This window comes from Empedobacter sp. R750, from assembly GCF_030324345.1.
Classification (GTDB): domain Bacteria; phylum Bacteroidota; class Bacteroidia; order Flavobacteriales; family Weeksellaceae; genus Empedobacter; species Empedobacter falsenii_C.
Map to the genome: position 1 here is coordinate 104,588 of NZ_JACAGF010000009.1, position 15,956 is coordinate 120,543.

General features: G+C 30.8%; 14 protein-coding genes. 6 read left to right on the plus strand and 8 right to left on the minus strand.

Annotated features, from left to right (window positions below; translation table 11 throughout):
- Positions 1–61: 61 nt before the first annotated feature.
- Positions 62–817, minus strand: a complete 756-nt coding sequence (gene yaaA, locus HXZ74_RS10675) for a peroxide stress protein YaaA (RefSeq protein WP_286475314.1) — start codon at positions 815–817, stop codon at positions 62–64.
- Between the two features lie 20 nt (positions 818–837).
- Positions 838–1,458, minus strand: coding sequence for an L-threonylcarbamoyladenylate synthase (locus HXZ74_RS10680; RefSeq protein WP_038336126.1), 621 nt, complete (start codon positions 1,456–1,458; stop codon positions 838–840).
- Between the two features lie 348 nt (positions 1,459–1,806).
- Between HXZ74_RS10680 and HXZ74_RS10685 the strand changes: the two genes are divergently transcribed.
- A complete protein-coding gene (locus HXZ74_RS10685) occupies positions 1,807–3,048 on the plus strand; it encodes a T9SS type A sorting domain-containing protein (RefSeq protein WP_038336049.1) in 1,242 nt (413 codons plus the stop codon).
- A 55-nt stretch (positions 3,049–3,103) separates the two neighbouring features.
- Here the strand turns inward: HXZ74_RS10685 and HXZ74_RS10690 are convergent, their stop codons facing one another.
- Positions 3,104–4,075, minus strand: a complete 972-nt coding sequence (locus HXZ74_RS10690; protein ID WP_038336047.1) for an N-acetylornithine carbamoyltransferase — start codon at positions 4,073–4,075, stop codon at positions 3,104–3,106.
- Positions 4,076–4,193: 118 nt separating this feature from the next.
- Between HXZ74_RS10690 and HXZ74_RS10695 the strand changes: the two genes are divergently transcribed.
- Positions 4,194–5,453 carry a M48 family metalloprotease gene (locus HXZ74_RS10695; RefSeq protein WP_038336045.1) on the plus strand — a complete coding sequence of 420 codons (1,260 nt, stop codon included), beginning with the start codon at positions 4,194–4,196 and terminating at the stop codon, positions 5,451–5,453.
- A 13-nt stretch (positions 5,454–5,466) separates the two neighbouring features.
- Here the strand turns inward: HXZ74_RS10695 and HXZ74_RS10700 are convergent, their stop codons facing one another.
- Entirely contained in the window at positions 5,467–6,966 is a 1,500-nt protein-coding gene (locus HXZ74_RS10700; protein WP_152606185.1) for a DUF6770 family protein, read from the minus strand.
- A gap of 36 nt (positions 6,967–7,002) precedes the next feature.
- The gene (locus HXZ74_RS10705) at positions 7,003–7,884 is read right to left on the minus strand and encodes a DUF72 domain-containing protein (protein ID WP_280062174.1); all 882 of its coding nucleotides are present in this window, start codon (positions 7,882–7,884) and stop codon (positions 7,003–7,005) included.
- 180 nt (positions 7,885–8,064) lie between these two features.
- On the opposite strand from HXZ74_RS10705, the gene htpG reads away from it, so the two are divergent.
- On the plus strand, positions 8,065–9,942 hold the full coding sequence (gene htpG, locus HXZ74_RS10710) for a molecular chaperone HtpG (RefSeq protein WP_286475317.1): 1,878 nt from the start codon (positions 8,065–8,067) through the stop codon (positions 9,940–9,942).
- Between the two features lie 642 nt (positions 9,943–10,584).
- On the opposite strand, the gene HXZ74_RS10715 is transcribed toward htpG, so the two are convergent.
- From HXZ74_RS10715 to HXZ74_RS10725, 3 genes are read right to left on the minus strand one after another with little or no spacing between them, the layout of a single operon-like run.
- Complete coding sequence (locus HXZ74_RS10715) at positions 10,585–11,355, minus strand: succinate dehydrogenase/fumarate reductase iron-sulfur subunit (RefSeq protein ID WP_038337216.1); 771 nt, start codon at positions 11,353–11,355, stop codon at positions 10,585–10,587.
- Between the two features lie 60 nt (positions 11,356–11,415).
- Complete coding sequence (locus HXZ74_RS10720) at positions 11,416–13,428, minus strand: fumarate reductase/succinate dehydrogenase flavoprotein subunit (protein WP_286475320.1); 2,013 nt, start codon at positions 13,426–13,428, stop codon at positions 11,416–11,418.
- A 17-nt stretch (positions 13,429–13,445) separates the two neighbouring features.
- Entirely contained in the window at positions 13,446–14,138 is a 693-nt protein-coding gene (locus tag HXZ74_RS10725; RefSeq protein ID WP_280062652.1) for a succinate dehydrogenase cytochrome b subunit, read from the minus strand.
- Between the two features lie 325 nt (positions 14,139–14,463).
- Here HXZ74_RS10725 and HXZ74_RS10730 point away from each other — a divergent pair, with 325 nt between their 5' ends.
- The 3 genes from HXZ74_RS10730 (at position 14,464) to HXZ74_RS10740 (ending at position 15,938) form a co-directional block, all read left to right on the plus strand.
- Entirely contained in the window at positions 14,464–14,964 is a 501-nt protein-coding gene (locus HXZ74_RS10730) for an RNA polymerase sigma factor (protein WP_180904711.1), read from the plus strand.
- Positions 14,964–15,605, plus strand: a complete 642-nt coding sequence (locus HXZ74_RS10735) for a DUF8845 family protein (RefSeq protein WP_180904712.1) — start codon at positions 14,964–14,966, stop codon at positions 15,603–15,605. Before HXZ74_RS10730 ends, HXZ74_RS10735 begins: the two co-directional genes overlap by 1 nt.
- Positions 15,606–15,671: 66 nt before the next feature.
- On the plus strand, positions 15,672–15,938 hold the full coding sequence (locus HXZ74_RS10740) for a hypothetical protein (protein ID WP_286475322.1): 267 nt from the start codon (positions 15,672–15,674) through the stop codon (positions 15,936–15,938).
- The last annotated feature ends 18 nt before the right edge of the window (positions 15,939–15,956 follow it).

Genomic DNA, 15,956 nt, shown 5'->3' on the forward strand with positions numbered 1-15,956 from the left:
ATTTAAAAATAACAAAAGACTACTAATAAAGCAGTCTTCAAGTTATTATTTTTTTTAGTCATTATCTTGTAAATACCAAAGTTTCTTCGGTAGAAAGGTTCTCATCAAAACGATAACCATCCACGTCAAATGCTTTCACTTGATCCAAAGTTTCAACTTTATTTTCTGCACAATAACGCGCCATTGCACCACGAGCATGTTTAAAATACATCATGATTTTTTTCAATTCACCATTCTTGTAATCTTGAAACTCTACATCAATCATCGGAACTTTTAACGATTTTCTATCCAAAACTTTTGCATATTCATTGCTTGCTAAATTTAAGATAAACTCGCCTTTCTTCAATTTTGAATTTAGAAAAGATGTCAAAATTTCTTTCCAAAAACCATACAAATTTTTCGAACCATGAACATCTAATTTCGAACCCATTTCCAATCGATACAACATTACTTTATCAGAAGGACGCAACATCCCATAAAGTCCAGATAACAAAAATGCATGTTTATTAAAGTAATCAAATGCATCATCATCTAAAGTTTCAGCATTCAACCCTCTATAAACTTCACCTTTGAAAGCTAAAGCTGCTGGAATAGCTTGTTTTGCAGTAGGTTTAACATTCCAAACCTGATTACGCTCCACATTCATTTCCGCAATATCTTTCGAAATTTTCATTAATTTTTCAAGATCTGTTGTACTCATCTCTTTCATAACATCCATAATTTCTTGCGAATGTTCCAAAAATTGAGGTGTTGTTGCTCTCCATTTAGCATTCGTTTCCAAATTCATCATCTTCGCTGGAGAAAGTAATATTTTCATAGTTTTTTCTTAAAAATAAATTATAAATAATCTTCAATATCACCTTTACCTTCACGTAAAACCTCTACTCCATCTGTCATATCAACAATAGTAGACGCAATATTATCTCCATAACCACTATCAATCACAGCATCCACAAGTTTCTCCCATTTCTCAAAAATCAATTCAGGATCTGTTGTATATTCAACAATTTCATCTTCATCATAAATAGAAGTTGAGGCAATAGGATTTCCTAATTTTTCGACAATCATTTGCGGAACAGCATGATCTGGAACACGAATACCAACCGTTTTTTTTCCTTTGTAAGCGACAGGTAAATTGCGCGATGCATTCATGACAAATGTAAATGGCCCTGGTAAAGCGCGTTTCAAAATCTTAAACGTACTATTATCAATTGGCAAAGTGTATTGAGACAAATGGCTTAGATCATTACAAACAATAGAAAAATGAGATTTTTCTAATTTAACACCTTTCAATCGTGCCAATTTTTCCATCGCTTTGATATTCGTAATATCACATCCTAATCCATACACAGTGTCGGAAGGATAAATAATTAAACCTCCATTTTGTAGAATCTTAACCACTTGATCAATCGCTTTTTCTTGTGGATTTTCTGGATGAATTCTGATATAATCTGCCATTTGTAAATCTTTATTCAAAGATACAAAATTGACAACAAATCAATTAAAATACACATCCAACTTTTCTATCCTACAATTAATATAAATGATAAATATTTAGGACTTACATATAATTTCTATCACATATACTTTGTAAATTTTCTTGAATTCAAAACTTTTAAATAAATACATAAAACACTAAATAACTATAACTTACCCTTCATTATTTCAGAAAACTATCTATTAAGTCAAAACTTATATAATCAATTCATAAGAATAGGTAATTTTAAAATTAATTAATACAAAATATTTATGAAGAAGTTTTATTACAAATTATTTAAAGGATCATTAGTTCTATCTTTGTTTTCAATGTCACCACTTACAAATGCACAAGTTTATGTAATTGGAAATGGACAAATGGCAAAAGCAGTTTCTGATAAAGGAAAAGTTGTAGTTCTTAATTCAAATATAGTTAGTTATTATTGGACACCAGAAGAAGGATTACAAACCTTAGATGAAATGCCTAGTAATGTATACTATATAGGTAATCCTACGATTACTGCAGATGGAAAAACGATTGCAAGTACGGCAACAAATAAAAATACAAACATTGTAGAAATGGCAACGTATAATCTAGAGTCTAAATCATGGAATTTTCTCGGTAATTTAGGTTATACTCTAGATGGAGTAGCAAGCTCTGTATGGGGAATGACTCCAGATGCGAATACTATTGTAGGCTTAGCAAACACTGAAAATAAAGGTTCTAGAGGTGTATACTGGAATAAAGAAAAAGGCTTAGTAGATATTGGAGTTACCTATGCAGATCGTTATTCAAGAATAAATGATGTGAGTAATGATGGTAAAATTTTTGTTGGATGGCAAGATACTTATGATGGATCTCGAACTGGCTGTTTTTGGGAAAATGGAAAACAAACTTTAATAACAAATCCTGAAGGTTTATTAGTTAATGAAATATCTAAAATTTCTGGAGATGGAAAATGGTTAGTTGGTTCTAGTGGTTTTTATGCAACAAAATGGAGCAAAGAAACTGGAATAGTTAAAATAGAGCACCCATATGCAAGTTCTTTTTTTTATGGCGCAGCTACCGCAGTTAATAAAGATGGAAGTCTAATTGTTGGATATTACAGAGGAGCTGGACCTGTTATTTATGGTGAGGGTTTTATTTGGACAGAAAAAATGGGTTTAATGACTCTTAATGCTTATGTAAAAGATATATTAAAATATGATGATTTAGGAATCTCGTTTGCATTGCCATTAGAGATCTCTGAAGATGGAAAACAAATAGTTGGCTACGGAAAACAAGGAACTAATAATGCTGTATCATTTTTAATTAGTTTACCAGATTCTGATTTAAGCACTACTAATATTAATAGCACAACTTTGGAAATTTATCCAAATCCAACAACAGAAACCATAAATATTCAAACAAATGGAAAGTTAACCACTGCTACCTTGTATGATATGAATGGTAAATTAATTCTTAACACTTCTGAAAAGTCTATCAATGTGAAACATTTACCAAAAGGCATCTATATACTAAGAACAATTATAGATGGAAAAGAAAGTACAAAAAAAATAATCAAGAAATAATATAACAAAAAAGGCTTAAAAATAATTTTTAAGCCTTTTTTATGATTGTAGTTTACTACTTATTTTTCAGAATTTCGTGGAAAACAGTTTGAGCAGAGAAAATTCTATTTGTTGCTTCATCAATTACGATAGAACGATCAGAATCTAAAACTTCATCAGATACTACCACATTACGACGAACTGGTAAACAGTGCATAAATTTTCCGTTATTTGTCAAATTCATTTTATCCATTGTCACTTCCCAATCTTTATCACCATCATTCGCTTGACCATAATTTTCATAAGAAGACCAGTTTTTTGCATAAACAAAATCAGCATCTTTCAACGCTTCATCTTGATCATAAGCAATCGTTGCTCCATCAGTAAATTTTGGGTCTAATTCATAACCTTTCGGTTGTACAACTGTAAAATCTACCCAATCTACTTTAGAAAACCACTGTGCAAAAGAATTCGGAACAGCTTGTGGCAAACGACGTGGATGCGGCGCCCAAGTCATCACAACTTTCACTTTCTTTGCAGGTTTTGTTCCTGGCGTATAACCCGTTTTTTCTGCAATTGTAATTAAATCCGCAAAAGACTGTAATGGATGTAATGTTGCACTTTCCAAAGACACAACAGGAACAGAAGATAACTCTTTTACTTTATTGAACATGATTTCGTTGTAATCCTCATCACGATCTACTAATTTCGGAAAAGTACGAACTCCTAAAACATCACAATACGCACTCATTACCTTGATTGCTTCCTTGATATGTTCTTGCGAATCTCCATTCATCACAGCTCCATCAGCCATTTCCAATGTCCAAGAATCTGCTCCAGCATTCAAAACCCAAGCATTTGCTCCAAGATTATAAGCCGCTTTAATAGAGCTTAGACGTGTACGCAAACTTGGATTAAAAAAAATTAAACCAACTGTTTTGTTTTTACCAACTTCTTGTTGAGCAAAAGGATTTGCTTTAATTTCTAAGGCTGTTTTTAGTAATTCGTCGATGTTTTCTACATCATAAACCGAAGTAAATTGTTTCATAATTGAGAAGAATCTTTTGTTTTATTTGTTCTGCAAAATTAGTTGAAACAATCGAGGTTTAAAGAATTATTTGTATATTTTTGTAAGAATTATACACTAAAAATTTTCACAAAATAGAATGAAATACTTTATACTTTTTTTCTCTTATTTATTATTTATTCAAACTGTTAATTCTCAAACAAAAGAATTAGATTCTAAATATGTTAAAAATATAAAATCAACCCTTAGTAATTTCAAATCAAAAGAAGAAAGAAAAGAATATGATAATTATTTTGAATTTTTAGAACATCGAATTTCTCTTAATTATACTAAAAATAATTACATGTTAGATAATGATTATCAAAAGCTTACTCAAAACACTTTTAATCAAATCATTTCTAAAAACACTGATTTAAAATCGAATACAAATAAATTCTATATTATTAAATCTAATATTCCTAATGCTGCTTCGTTAGGTTTTAATATATATTTTATAGAATCTGGTTTATTTAATTTGTTAGATAATCAATTTCAATTTGCAGCCGTAATTTGTCATGAGATTGCGCATAATCAATTAAATCATACAAGATTATCAATAGAACAAGATGCAGAATTTGAGAAAGATTTTAAAAGAGAAATCAAGTCTATCAAACGACAAGATTTTTTAAAATTGATTAAATCTCAAGATGTAGTTATTCAAAAAAAGTATGATTTAGCAGAACAATCGCGCAAAAAAGAAATTTCTGCTGATAGTTTGGGATATATTTTATATAAAAATCTTAATTATCCTAAAAGTGAATATTTTCATCTTTTAAAGAAAATTGAAGAATTTGATCAAAACGATAAATTTATACTTGATGATTCTATCTACGCTTATTTATTTGATTTACCTGAACAAAAATTCAATCCTAAATCGATTAAAATAGAAAAAAACTCATTGTTCGAAGGATTAAATTTTACTGAATATATTGATAAAGATTCTATTCGTACACATCCAAATTTGAATGATCGATTAAATTGGATTCAGAAAAATTTTCAAGAAGATTTTACGAAACAAAATGTAACTCCTTCGGCAGAATTTGAAAATGTCAAAGCAAAAGAAATCCAAAATTATTACGAAAATTATATTCACAATGAAGAATATACAACAGCACTTTTGGAGTTGATGTATGAGAAGCAAAATCATTCGAATAGAACAGATTTAGACAAATATATTGGAATAATTTTCACTAAGTTGTATGAAGGTCGAAAATCATTAAAATTTAATAAATATGTTGCTCAAGTTGATGCAAATGACAAAAATATCAATAAGCAAAAGTTACTGAGTTTCTTATGGAGTTTAACAAATGACGAATTAAAAAATATTGGAGAATATTATACAAAAAAAGCAACTAATTAGTTGCTTTTTCCTTTTATAAATTTAGTTTTTCTATTCGAACTGAGCTTTCTTTCTCATCTTTATTATATTCACTAATAAAAATATAGCCATATTTAGCTTTACCAAAACGCATACTTGTTTCCTTTGTTTTGAAAGGCATTTTATCTTGAGTTAACACGCCATTTTTAAGCTTATTAATGATTAAATTCCAAACTTTTTTATCATTTTTATCTTGTTCGCTATAAAAAAACAAAACTTCGTTTTCAGCTTTATTTTCTTGAGAAAAAAGATAACTATCAAACATTTTTTGTTTCGATTTTTCTAAAACAATATGATTTTTAAAAATTCCATTTTTATCAAAATTAGCGATAATATAGTCTGTAGATCGAATAATAGTAAAGCTATTATCTCCTTTTTGCTTTTCTAATAAAACCGTAAACGAATTATCATCATAATTAAAAAACTCTTTCAAAGCATAACGATAACCATCATTATCTCTTAATGTTTTAAAACCAATATCAGAAAATATTTCGTTGTAATTAATTCTTTTTTCTAACAATTGCTTTCCTACACTATCATAAATTGTTCGCATCAATCCAATAGTTGGTCCAAATCTAGAGTATGGAATAGCATGTTCTGAAGATTCTTTTATTTCTCCTATTACAAGTAGTTTATTATTTTGTATTTCCATCTCAGGAAAAACATAAATACCTTCTCGGTTAGTTTTTGAACTATATACAATATTTGATGTGTTTTTTCCGTCAGCCAAATCATACGTTAACAACCTCTCTACACCAATTTTAGAAAATCCAGAAGATTCATCAACCTTTTTTTGCAATAAAACTAATTGATCATTTTTAAAAGTTCCTAGTTCAAACTTATAACCATCTTTTTTCATTTTTTTATCAATCACATAAGAAAATGTATTCTCATAATTCTCGTTATAAATATTTATACTTTCTAAAAGATTTTCGAAACCAATCTTAAAATCAACATAATAAACTTGATTTTCGTCTTTATACATTTTAAATACATTGGCAGAATACATCGAAGTGTTCAAAAATTTCATCTTATCAAAACTTTCAACTTCAGAAAACGAAGTATAACCACCATTTCTATAAAACATAACATCTTCGGTTTTATTTGTTTTCAAATCAAGCTTCATCAAAATATTTCCATATTCTCCAAAACTTTTAGCATGGTATAATTTCGAATTGATATACAATTTTTGCTTCAAAAATTCTATTCCTGTAAAGCTATAAATTGACTTTGCAATATTACGAAGCTCAAAATCTCCATTCGTAATTTTGTTCAAATTATTGTCTAACAATACATATTCGTATTGAACAAATTTATCTTCTTTTATTAAACCTTTGTTGAAAATGAATGCATATCCAATCACATTTCCATCGTTGTCATTAAGTCGAGAAGATTGCTCTAAAACTCCAGTAGACAACTCTTTCAAATTCTGAACTTGAGCAAAAGAAAAAGTGAGAGTTATAAATGTAAGTAGTACAAATAAAAGTTTTTTCATATAGTTTTTAAAATAATTTCTAATAATCTTAAACGTCTAAAACAACGTCAATTCATCTTGCGGACCACGAATGTCTAAATCTAAATCATTGTTCAATTTCTTGATGAAATATTTGGCTAACATTGGCGATTCTAACTCTAAATTTTGATGAATAAAGAAATACAATTTCTGCAAACCTTCTGCTTTCCAAAGTTTAATTGTTTCAATCCATTCATCTAATCGTTCATAATCGGATGGAATATTTGCTCCAACAAAATGCACAAAAGCTTCATTCGAAGTCAATCGCATATGCACCATATCTCTCCTACCCGCTGTGTCAACAATGATATTTGAAATGTTATGCTTTTCTAATAACGAAACTAATTGATTAAAATTTTCTTCATTCGAAAACCAATCTTCATGACGAAGTTCTACAGCTAACGGATAACCTTTCGGAAAATTTTGAATGAAATTTTCTAATTTTTCAAAATCTTTTGGGGCAAAATTTTCGTGCATTTGTAAGAAAATCATTCCTAATTTTTCTTCAAATAACGCAACTGCATCCAAATATTGATTCAGTTTATCTGTCACATTTTGCAATCGACCATAATGACTAATACTTTGCGGAATTTTTGGGAAAAATTTAAAATCTTTTGGCGTTTTATTCGCCCAAGTTTCTACATTTTCTTTACTCGGAGAACGATAATATGTCGCATTTAACTCGATACTATTAAATTGTGTTGAATAATAACTTAATTCATCTTTTGTTTTAGGCGGATAAAAATTCTTCAAATCTTGCTTATTCCATTTCGCACAGCCTACATATACTTCAAAATTATCTGATTTATCAGCCTTATTCAACAAATCAATCGTTTCTTTTGGCGTTTTTGGTAATGTAAAATCAACCAATTCTGGGTTTTCTACTTTTCCGAATTTCATCTTTCTAAATTTGAACGAAAATTAAGCAATTATAAGCAGTTCGCAAGATCTATTTTACGACAAAATGTCAGAAAAATTTCATTTGGAATATCTTTTGAAATTTAGAATTCGTCAATAAATCTCATGATTTAGACTATTTACAAGAAAAACTAATTATTAAATAATAAAAATACAATAACGATGAATAAAGGAAATATTAATGTTTCGGTAGAGAATATCTTTCCATTAATTAAGAAGTTTTTATACAGCGATCACGAAATTTTTTTGCGTGAATTAATTTCGAATGCTTCTGACGCAACCCTGAAATTAAAGCATTTAACAAGTATTGGTGATGCAAAAGTAGAATACGGAAATCCAAAAATTGAAGTAAAAATCAATAAAGATGATAATACTTTACACATTATTGACCAAGGTTTGGGAATGACAGCTGATGAAGTGGAGAAATACATCAATCAAGTAGCGTTTTCTGGAGCGGAAGAATTTATCAATCAACACCAAGATGCGGACGGAATTATCGGACATTTTGGTTTAGGTTTTTATTCTGCGTTTATGGTTGCGGATAAAGTAGAAATCATTACAAAATCATACAAAGACGAGCCTGCAGTTCATTGGACATGTGATGGTTCACCTGAATTTACGTTAGAAAATTCGGATAAAACTGAGCGTGGAACTGAAATCGTTTTACATATTGCTGAAGATTCGAAAGAATTTTTAGACGAATGGAAAATCCGTGAATTATTGAATAAATACAATAAATTCATGCCAATTCCAATCAAATTTGGAACGAAAAAAGAAACACTTCCTTTACCAGAAGGTGCTGCTGAAGATGCAAAACCTGAGGAAATCGAAGTTGATGATATTATCAATAATACAAATCCAGCTTGGACAAAAGCGCCATCTGAATTGTCTGACGAAGATTATCAAAATTTCTACAGAGAATTGTATCCAATGCAATTTGAAGAACCTTTATTCCACATTCATTTAAATGTTGATTATCCATTTAATTTGACTGGAATTTTGTTCTTCCCAAAATTAGGAAACAATATCAATATTGATAAAGATCGTATTCAATTGTACCAAAATCAAGTGTTTGTAACAGACGAAGTGAAAGGAATTGTACCTGATTTCTTGATGTTATTGCGCGGTGTGATTGATTCTCCAGATATTCCGTTGAATGTTTCGCGTTCGTACTTACAAGCTGATGGAGCAGTGAAGAAAATTTCTGCGCATATTACGAAAAAAGTGGCGGATAAAATGTCATCATTAATAAATCAAAATCGTGAAGATTACGAGCAAAAATGGAACGATATTAAAGTTGTCATTGAATATGGAATGATTTCGGAAGATAAATTCTTCGAAAAATCTGACAAATTTGCATTGTATCCAACAGTTGATGGTAAATATTTCACTTGGGACGAATTGAATGTTGCAATCAAAGACAATCAAACCAACAAAGACGGAAAATTAGTTATTCTTTATGCTTCTGATGTTGATGGACAAGATCAATACATTCAAATTGCTAAAGAGAAAGGTTACGAAGTAATTTTATTAGATTCTCCTATTTCTTCTCACTTGATTCAGAAATTAGAATCAACAAAAGAAAATGTAACATTTGTTCGTGTTGATGCAGATCATATCAATAATTTGATTGAAAAAGATGAAGTTAAAATTTCTAAATTATCTGATGATGATAAAGAAAAATTGAAAACTGAAATCACAGAATCAATCAACAACAAATCATATACAATTCAATTAGAAGATTTATCTGGAACAGACGCGCCTTTCATCATTACGCAATCAGAATTTATGCGTCGTATGAAAGACATGCAAGCTTCTGGTGGAGCTGGAATGTTCGGAATGGGTAATTTCCCTGAAATGTATAATGTTGTGGTAAATGCAAACTCGGATTTAGCAACAGAGATTTTAGCTAAAGATTCGAAAGAAGAAAAAGATGCGTTGATTAACCAAGCATTAGATTTAGCAAAATTATCACAAGGTTTGTTAAAAGGTAAAGAGTTAACAAATTTTATCAATAGAAGTTTTAAGAACATTAAATAATCTCAGAACACTATATTTTAGTAATCTTAAACTTAAAATCCAGCACATCATGTGCTGGATTTTTTATTTCTCAATAGATTTATTGATGTGTTAAACTTTTAAAGTTAGTCTGAAATAATTTGCAAAACATGATTTTTGTCATTAATTTTACATCAAGGAATTAATAATTATTCGTTCAGGACTTCAAAATACTTTAGTTGTTATGAAACAGAACATTAAAATTAATAGTTGTTTTTCCACAAAATAACGAAATTTTTAAGCCGACAGAGAATTTTCATAATAAGGTGAAAATTAATTCAAATCATTATCAAAAATTTCGGGAAGGATTTCAAGAAATTGAAATCCTTTTTTCTCCAGACGTTCTTTTTAAATCGATTTTACTCATAGTTTCTGCATTTTTGCACTTGGTTAATAATCAAACATGAGTACATTTCATTTATTATTTACAATAGATATTTGTTCTATTTATAAAAATTCTTTTTTTATAATCATTTAAAAAGAACAAGTTACAATGGACTTATTCAGAAGAAAGAATTTGACATTGGGAAGGATTTCAAGAAATTGAAATCCTTTTTTTATGCAATTATTATACAAAAAAAGAGCGACAAATATGTCGCTCTTTTAATATATATCAGAATTTTATTATTCTTGTGATACAATTTTTGCAGATAAATACTCACGGTTCATACGTGCGATGTTATCTAACGAAATTCCTTTTGGACATTCGATTTCACAAGCTCCTGTATTTGTACAGTTACCAAAACCTTCTAAATCCATTTGAGCAACCATTTTTTGTGCACGACGAGCTGCTTCTACTTGTCCTTGTGGTAACAATGCGAATTGAGAAACTTTAGCTCCTACGAATAACATTGCAGATCCATTTTTACAAGTTGCAACACAAGCTCCACAACCAATACATGTTGCAGCATCAAACGCTTCATCTGCATGCATTTTGTTTACTGGAATGTTGTTTGCATCTACTGTACGTCCTGATGTGTTTACAGAAATGTAACCACCAGCTTGTTGGATACGGTCGAAAGATGAACGGTCTACAATTAAATCTTTGATTACTGGGAATGCAGCAGATCTCCATGGTTCGATGTAAATCGTTTCACCATCTTTGAACATACGCATATGTAATTGACAAGTTGTAACACCTCTATCTGGTCCGTGTGCTTCACCATTGATGAATAAAGAACACATACCACAAATACCTTCACGACAGTCGTGGTCGAATGCAACTGGCTCTTTTCCTTCCTCTATTAATTGCTCGTTTAATAAATCAAGCATTTCTAAGAAAGAAGAATCAGTAGAAACATCTTTTAAGGAATATGTTTCCATTTTTCCTTGAGCATTAGCGTTTTTTTGACGCCAAATTTTCAGCGTGATGCTGATTGTTTTTGATGATGCCATAATTCTATATGATATTTTGACATTTTGCTTGAAGGTTTGTTATCAAGCAAAATGATTTTATTATTTATAACTACGAGTTTTAAGCTCGATATATTTGTAATTTAATTCCTCTTTGTGTAAAACCTCTGTGTTGATGTCATCACCTTTATATTCCCAAGCGGCAACATAAGTATAGTTTGCATCATCACGCATTGCTTCACCTTCTTCTGTTTGGTACTCCTCACGGAAGTGACCACCACAAGACTCATTACGGTTAAGTGCATCAATTGCCATTAACTGTCCTAATTCTAAGAAGTCAGCTACACGTCCAGCTTTTTCTAACTCAGTATTCATTTCGTTAGCATCACCAGGAACTTTTACATCGCGGTAGAATTCTTCACGTAAAGCAGCAATTTCAGCAATCGCTTCTTTTAAACCTTCAGCGTTACGAGCCATACCTACTTTATTCCACATAATGATTCCTAAACGTTTGTGGAAACTATCTACAGTTTTAGTTCCTTTATTACTTAAGAAATGTTGAATTTGATCTTTAACAGCTTTTTCAGCTTCGTCAAATTCTGGAGTATTTGTAGGAATTTTACCTGTACGAATATCTGCTGATAAATAATCTGCAATTGTATAAGGCAATACGAAATAACCATCTGCTAAACCTTGCATTAATGCAGAAGCTCCTAAACGGTTAGCTCCGTGATCAGAGAAGTTAGCTTCTCCAGCTACGAAACATCCTGGAATTGTTGATTGTAAGTTGTAATCAACCCAAACACCACCCATTGTGTAGTGAATTGCAGGATAGATACGCATTGGATTTTCATATGGATTCTCATCTGTAATTTTCCAATACATTTGGAACAAGTTTCCATATTTCTCCTCAATCCATTTTTTACCTAATTTCTCGATTTCAGCATCTGATGGATTTTGATCTCCGTTTGCGAAAGCAACCTCACGACCTTTTTTCTTGATCTCATCTGTAAAATCTAAGTAAACTCCTTCTCCAGTTTCGTTAGCTTCAATACCATAACCAGAGTCACAACGCTCTTTTGCAGCACGAGATGCAACGTCACGAGGAACTAAGTTACCGAATGCAGGATAACGTCTTTCTAAGTAGTAATCTCTGTCTTCTTCTTTGATATCAACAGCTTTTTTCTTACCAGCACGGATTGCTTCAGCGTCTTCTTTCTTTTTAGGAACCCAAATACGACCAGAGTTACGTAAAGATTCAGACATTAAAGTCAATTTAGATTGATTTGTTCCGTGAATTGGAATACAAGTTGGGTGAATTTGTACATAACAAGGGTTAGCAAAATAAGCACCTTTTTTGTGAATTTTCCATGCAGAAGTTACGTTAGAACCCATTGCATTAGAAGATAAGAAATATACGTTTCCGTAACCACCAGTAGCAATAACTACTGCGTGAGCAGAATGTCTTTCGATTTCACCTGTAATTAAATTACGAGCGATAATACCACGAGCTTTACCATCTACAAGTACAATGTCTAACATTTCGTGACGATTGTACATTTGGATGTGCCCTAAGTGGATTTGCTGATTCATTGCTGAATAAGCTCCTAATAATAATTGTTGTCCTGTTTGACCTTTCGCATAGAAAGTACGAGATACTTGTACCCCACCAAAAGAACGGTTATCTAATAACCCACCGTAATCACGTGCAAAAGGAACCCCTTGCATTACACATTGGTCGATAATATTACCAGAAACCTCTGCTAAACGATAAACGTTAGACTCACGAGCGCGGTAATCACCACCTTTGATTGTATCGTAAAATAAACGGTAGATAGAGTCGTTATCTCCTTTATAATTTTTAGCAGCATTAATCCCCCCTTGTGCAGCAATAGAGTGCGCACGACGTGGTGAATCTTGGTAACAGAAAGCTTTTACTTTGTATCCTAACTCTGCTAAAGTAGCAGCTGCAGAACCACCAGCTAAACCAGTACCTACAACAATAACATCAATTTTATCACGGTTATTTGGAGCCACTAAGTTTAAGTGTGCTTTGTGTTCGCTCCATTGTTGTGCGATATCTCCTTGTGGAGATTTTGAATCTAATATACTCATTTCTTGATATTATTTAATTATTTAACAAAAAAATGGTAAACAGCGATGATAATGAAACCTGCTGGAATTAAAATTGAATACCATTTCCCGAAAGCAACAATTACTGGAGTGTATTTGTTGTGTCTTGCACCAATAGATTGGAATGCAGATGCAAATCCATGTTGTAAGTGTAATGATAAAAATACAAATGCAACAATGTAAATTACTAATCTTACAAAACCTAAAGCACCTTCTAATGTGAAAACGTGGTTTAAGTGATCCATAAAGTAATTTCCTTGAGCAAACTCAGGATTTGGAGCAATGTAGTGATCAGTAATTGTAGGAACCCAAAAGTCATACAAGTGTAATAATAAGAAAACTAAAATTACAGATCCAGAAACTAACATGTTTCTTGACATCCAAGAAGCATTTGCAGCACCATTATACTTTTGATAAGCAACTGGTCCACGCGCTTTCTTGTTTTGCGCTTCTAATACAAACCCCATTACAAAGTGGTATACAACACCAATTAATAAAATAGGTTGCATTAAATATTGGATAAAAGGGTTATCACTCATGAAAGCCGAAACTTCATTGAACCCATTCGGATTAATAACAGATAATGCATTAATCACGAAATGTTGTAACAAGAACACGATCAAAAATAACGCTGAAAGCGCCATCGCGAACTTCTTACCAATCGACGATTTTAGTAATGATTCATTTGCCATAAAGCAATTCGTTTAATTTTTTAGATATTTCCACAAATTTAATCATCCCGTTGCTCTAATCACAATGAATTATATCATTTCATTAACAGATTTTGATAGTTTAGAATCATTCTTAGTTATTTAAGACATTTTTAACAAATTTTCTAAATTTTTATTGCTTAATAAATATTTAATTTCTATACTTGCAATAGAAAAGTAGAACAACTTTTCATAGGTTTAAGTTAGTTAGGTTAATCCTCTTATAGTAATATAAGAGGGTTTTTTATTTTTTAGGTGTAACATTATTCTTTTTTTTACTACAAATAGAGAGCAACAGAATAATAGTTTGAATAATAAAGCAAAAATATTTACCGAATTAGTCGAGAAAAATCAGGGAATTATCCACAAGGTTTGTCGTATATATACGGACGACAAGGATTCTCATGACGATTTATTTCAGGAAATTGTTTTGCAATTATGGCGCTCTTACGATTCCTTCAAAGGAGATTCAAAATTTAGTACATGGATGTATCGTGTTAGCTTGAACACAGCGATTACATTAATCAGAAAAAAAACAAAATCGAGTGAAACTGATTTTAATGAAGCTCAATTTTTAAATTTAAAATCAGAAGATAAAGACGAATTTTTAGAGGAACGCATCACACTTTTATATGCTGCAATTAGATTATTAAATGACGTAGAACGTGCATTGGTACTGCTATTTTTAGAAGACTTACCTTACAAAGACATTGCCGAAACTTTAGGAATTTCTGAAGTAAATGCACGCGTTAAGATGAACAGAGTGAAGATAAAATTGAAAGAGATAATGTCTAAAATGGAACAGTAATGGAGTTAGATGACTTAAAATCAATTTGGGGTTCCATAAAGGAAGAAGAAAAGTTTGATCAAAATCAAATTTTTCAAATGTTGAAGAAAAAATCGTCAACGACAATAAAATGGTTATTTATATTCACTTTTTGCGAATTTATCCTTTTTCTTGTCTACAATTTATATGTTTTAATTTCAGGAAAAAACTTCTTTAATAATGAAGTCAAAACATTAGTCGAAGAAAAAACGATTAATAATTACGAAATCGCTTCCGTTTTTAGTATTGTGATTACGTTTGGATTTTTGGTAATGGCTTATCGTTATTTCAAGAAAATAGATCTTAATCAATCTGTTGTCGATTTGATGAAAAACATTATTTCATTTCGTCGATTGGTGAACTTGTTTATTCTTTTCACCGTTTTGAGTTTAATTGTTTCCTCTGCCCCATTCTATTACGAATTAGGTCAATCTATTTATTTAGCAAAACATGCCAATGATATACAACCAATTGCGAATAATGCTGCTGTTTATGGTTGGATTGCAATAATAACTGCTGTTGCTTTTATTGTGATTATAGGAACGGTTTATTATGGAATTATTTATTTTTTATTTTTAAGAAAACTTCAACAAAACATGAAAGAGTTGAAAGAAATGAAATAAAATCTTATTTTTGTAACCGAAATGAAAAAATTTATCCAATATATTATGCTTACAATTTCACTGTTTATGACAGTGTATCAGTCTGCGCATATATTGGATCATGCTCTAAGTAAAGAGCATAAAGAGTTGAAAGATAAATTCTCTAACGTACATGATCACAGCTGTACAATTTGTCATTTCAATCAACATTTTATCGAAAATGATTCAGAAATCGAGTTATTCGAATGGTCTCAATCATTTATCCAAAAAGATAAAACGCTTTACACAACTCGTGTAAAACAAGCAGTATTACTTACTCAAAAAAGTCTTCGAGCACCACCCTACGCAATTTAATTTCAAGAAAAAACCACC

Coding starts and splice junctions, on each gene's coding strand:
- HXZ74_RS10685 (WP_038336049.1), top strand. CDS start 1,807: ATGTCACCACTTACAAATGCACAAGTTTATGTAATTGGAAATGGACAA.
- yaaA (WP_286475314.1), bottom strand. CDS start 817: ATGAAAATATTACTTTCTCCAGCGAAGATGATGAATTTGGAAACGAAT.
- HXZ74_RS10720 (WP_286475320.1), bottom strand. CDS start 13,428: ATGAGTATATTAGATTCAAAATCTCCACAAGGAGATATCGCACAACAA.
- htpG (WP_286475317.1), top strand. CDS start 8,065: ATGAATAAAGGAAATATTAATGTTTCGGTAGAGAATATCTTTCCATTA.
- HXZ74_RS10700 (WP_152606185.1), bottom strand. CDS start 6,966: ATGAAAAAACTTTTATTTGTACTACTTACATTTATAACTCTCACTTTT.
- HXZ74_RS10735 (WP_180904712.1), top strand. CDS start 14,964: ATGGAGTTAGATGACTTAAAATCAATTTGGGGTTCCATAAAGGAAGAA.
- HXZ74_RS10695 (WP_038336045.1), top strand. CDS start 4,194: ATGAAATACTTTATACTTTTTTTCTCTTATTTATTATTTATTCAAACT.
- HXZ74_RS10725 (WP_280062652.1), bottom strand. CDS start 14,138: ATGGCAAATGAATCATTACTAAAATCGTCGATTGGTAAGAAGTTCGCG.
- HXZ74_RS10705 (WP_280062174.1), bottom strand. CDS start 7,884: ATGAAATTCGGAAAAGTAGAAAACCCAGAATTGGTTGATTTTACATTA.
- HXZ74_RS10715 (WP_038337216.1), bottom strand. CDS start 11,355: ATGGCATCATCAAAAACAATCAGCATCACGCTGAAAATTTGGCGTCAA.
- HXZ74_RS10740 (WP_286475322.1), top strand. CDS start 15,672: ATGACAGTGTATCAGTCTGCGCATATATTGGATCATGCTCTAAGTAAA.
- HXZ74_RS10690 (WP_038336047.1), bottom strand. CDS start 4,075: ATGAAACAATTTACTTCGGTTTATGATGTAGAAAACATCGACGAATTA.
- HXZ74_RS10680 (WP_038336126.1), bottom strand. CDS start 1,458: ATGGCAGATTATATCAGAATTCATCCAGAAAATCCACAAGAAAAAGCG.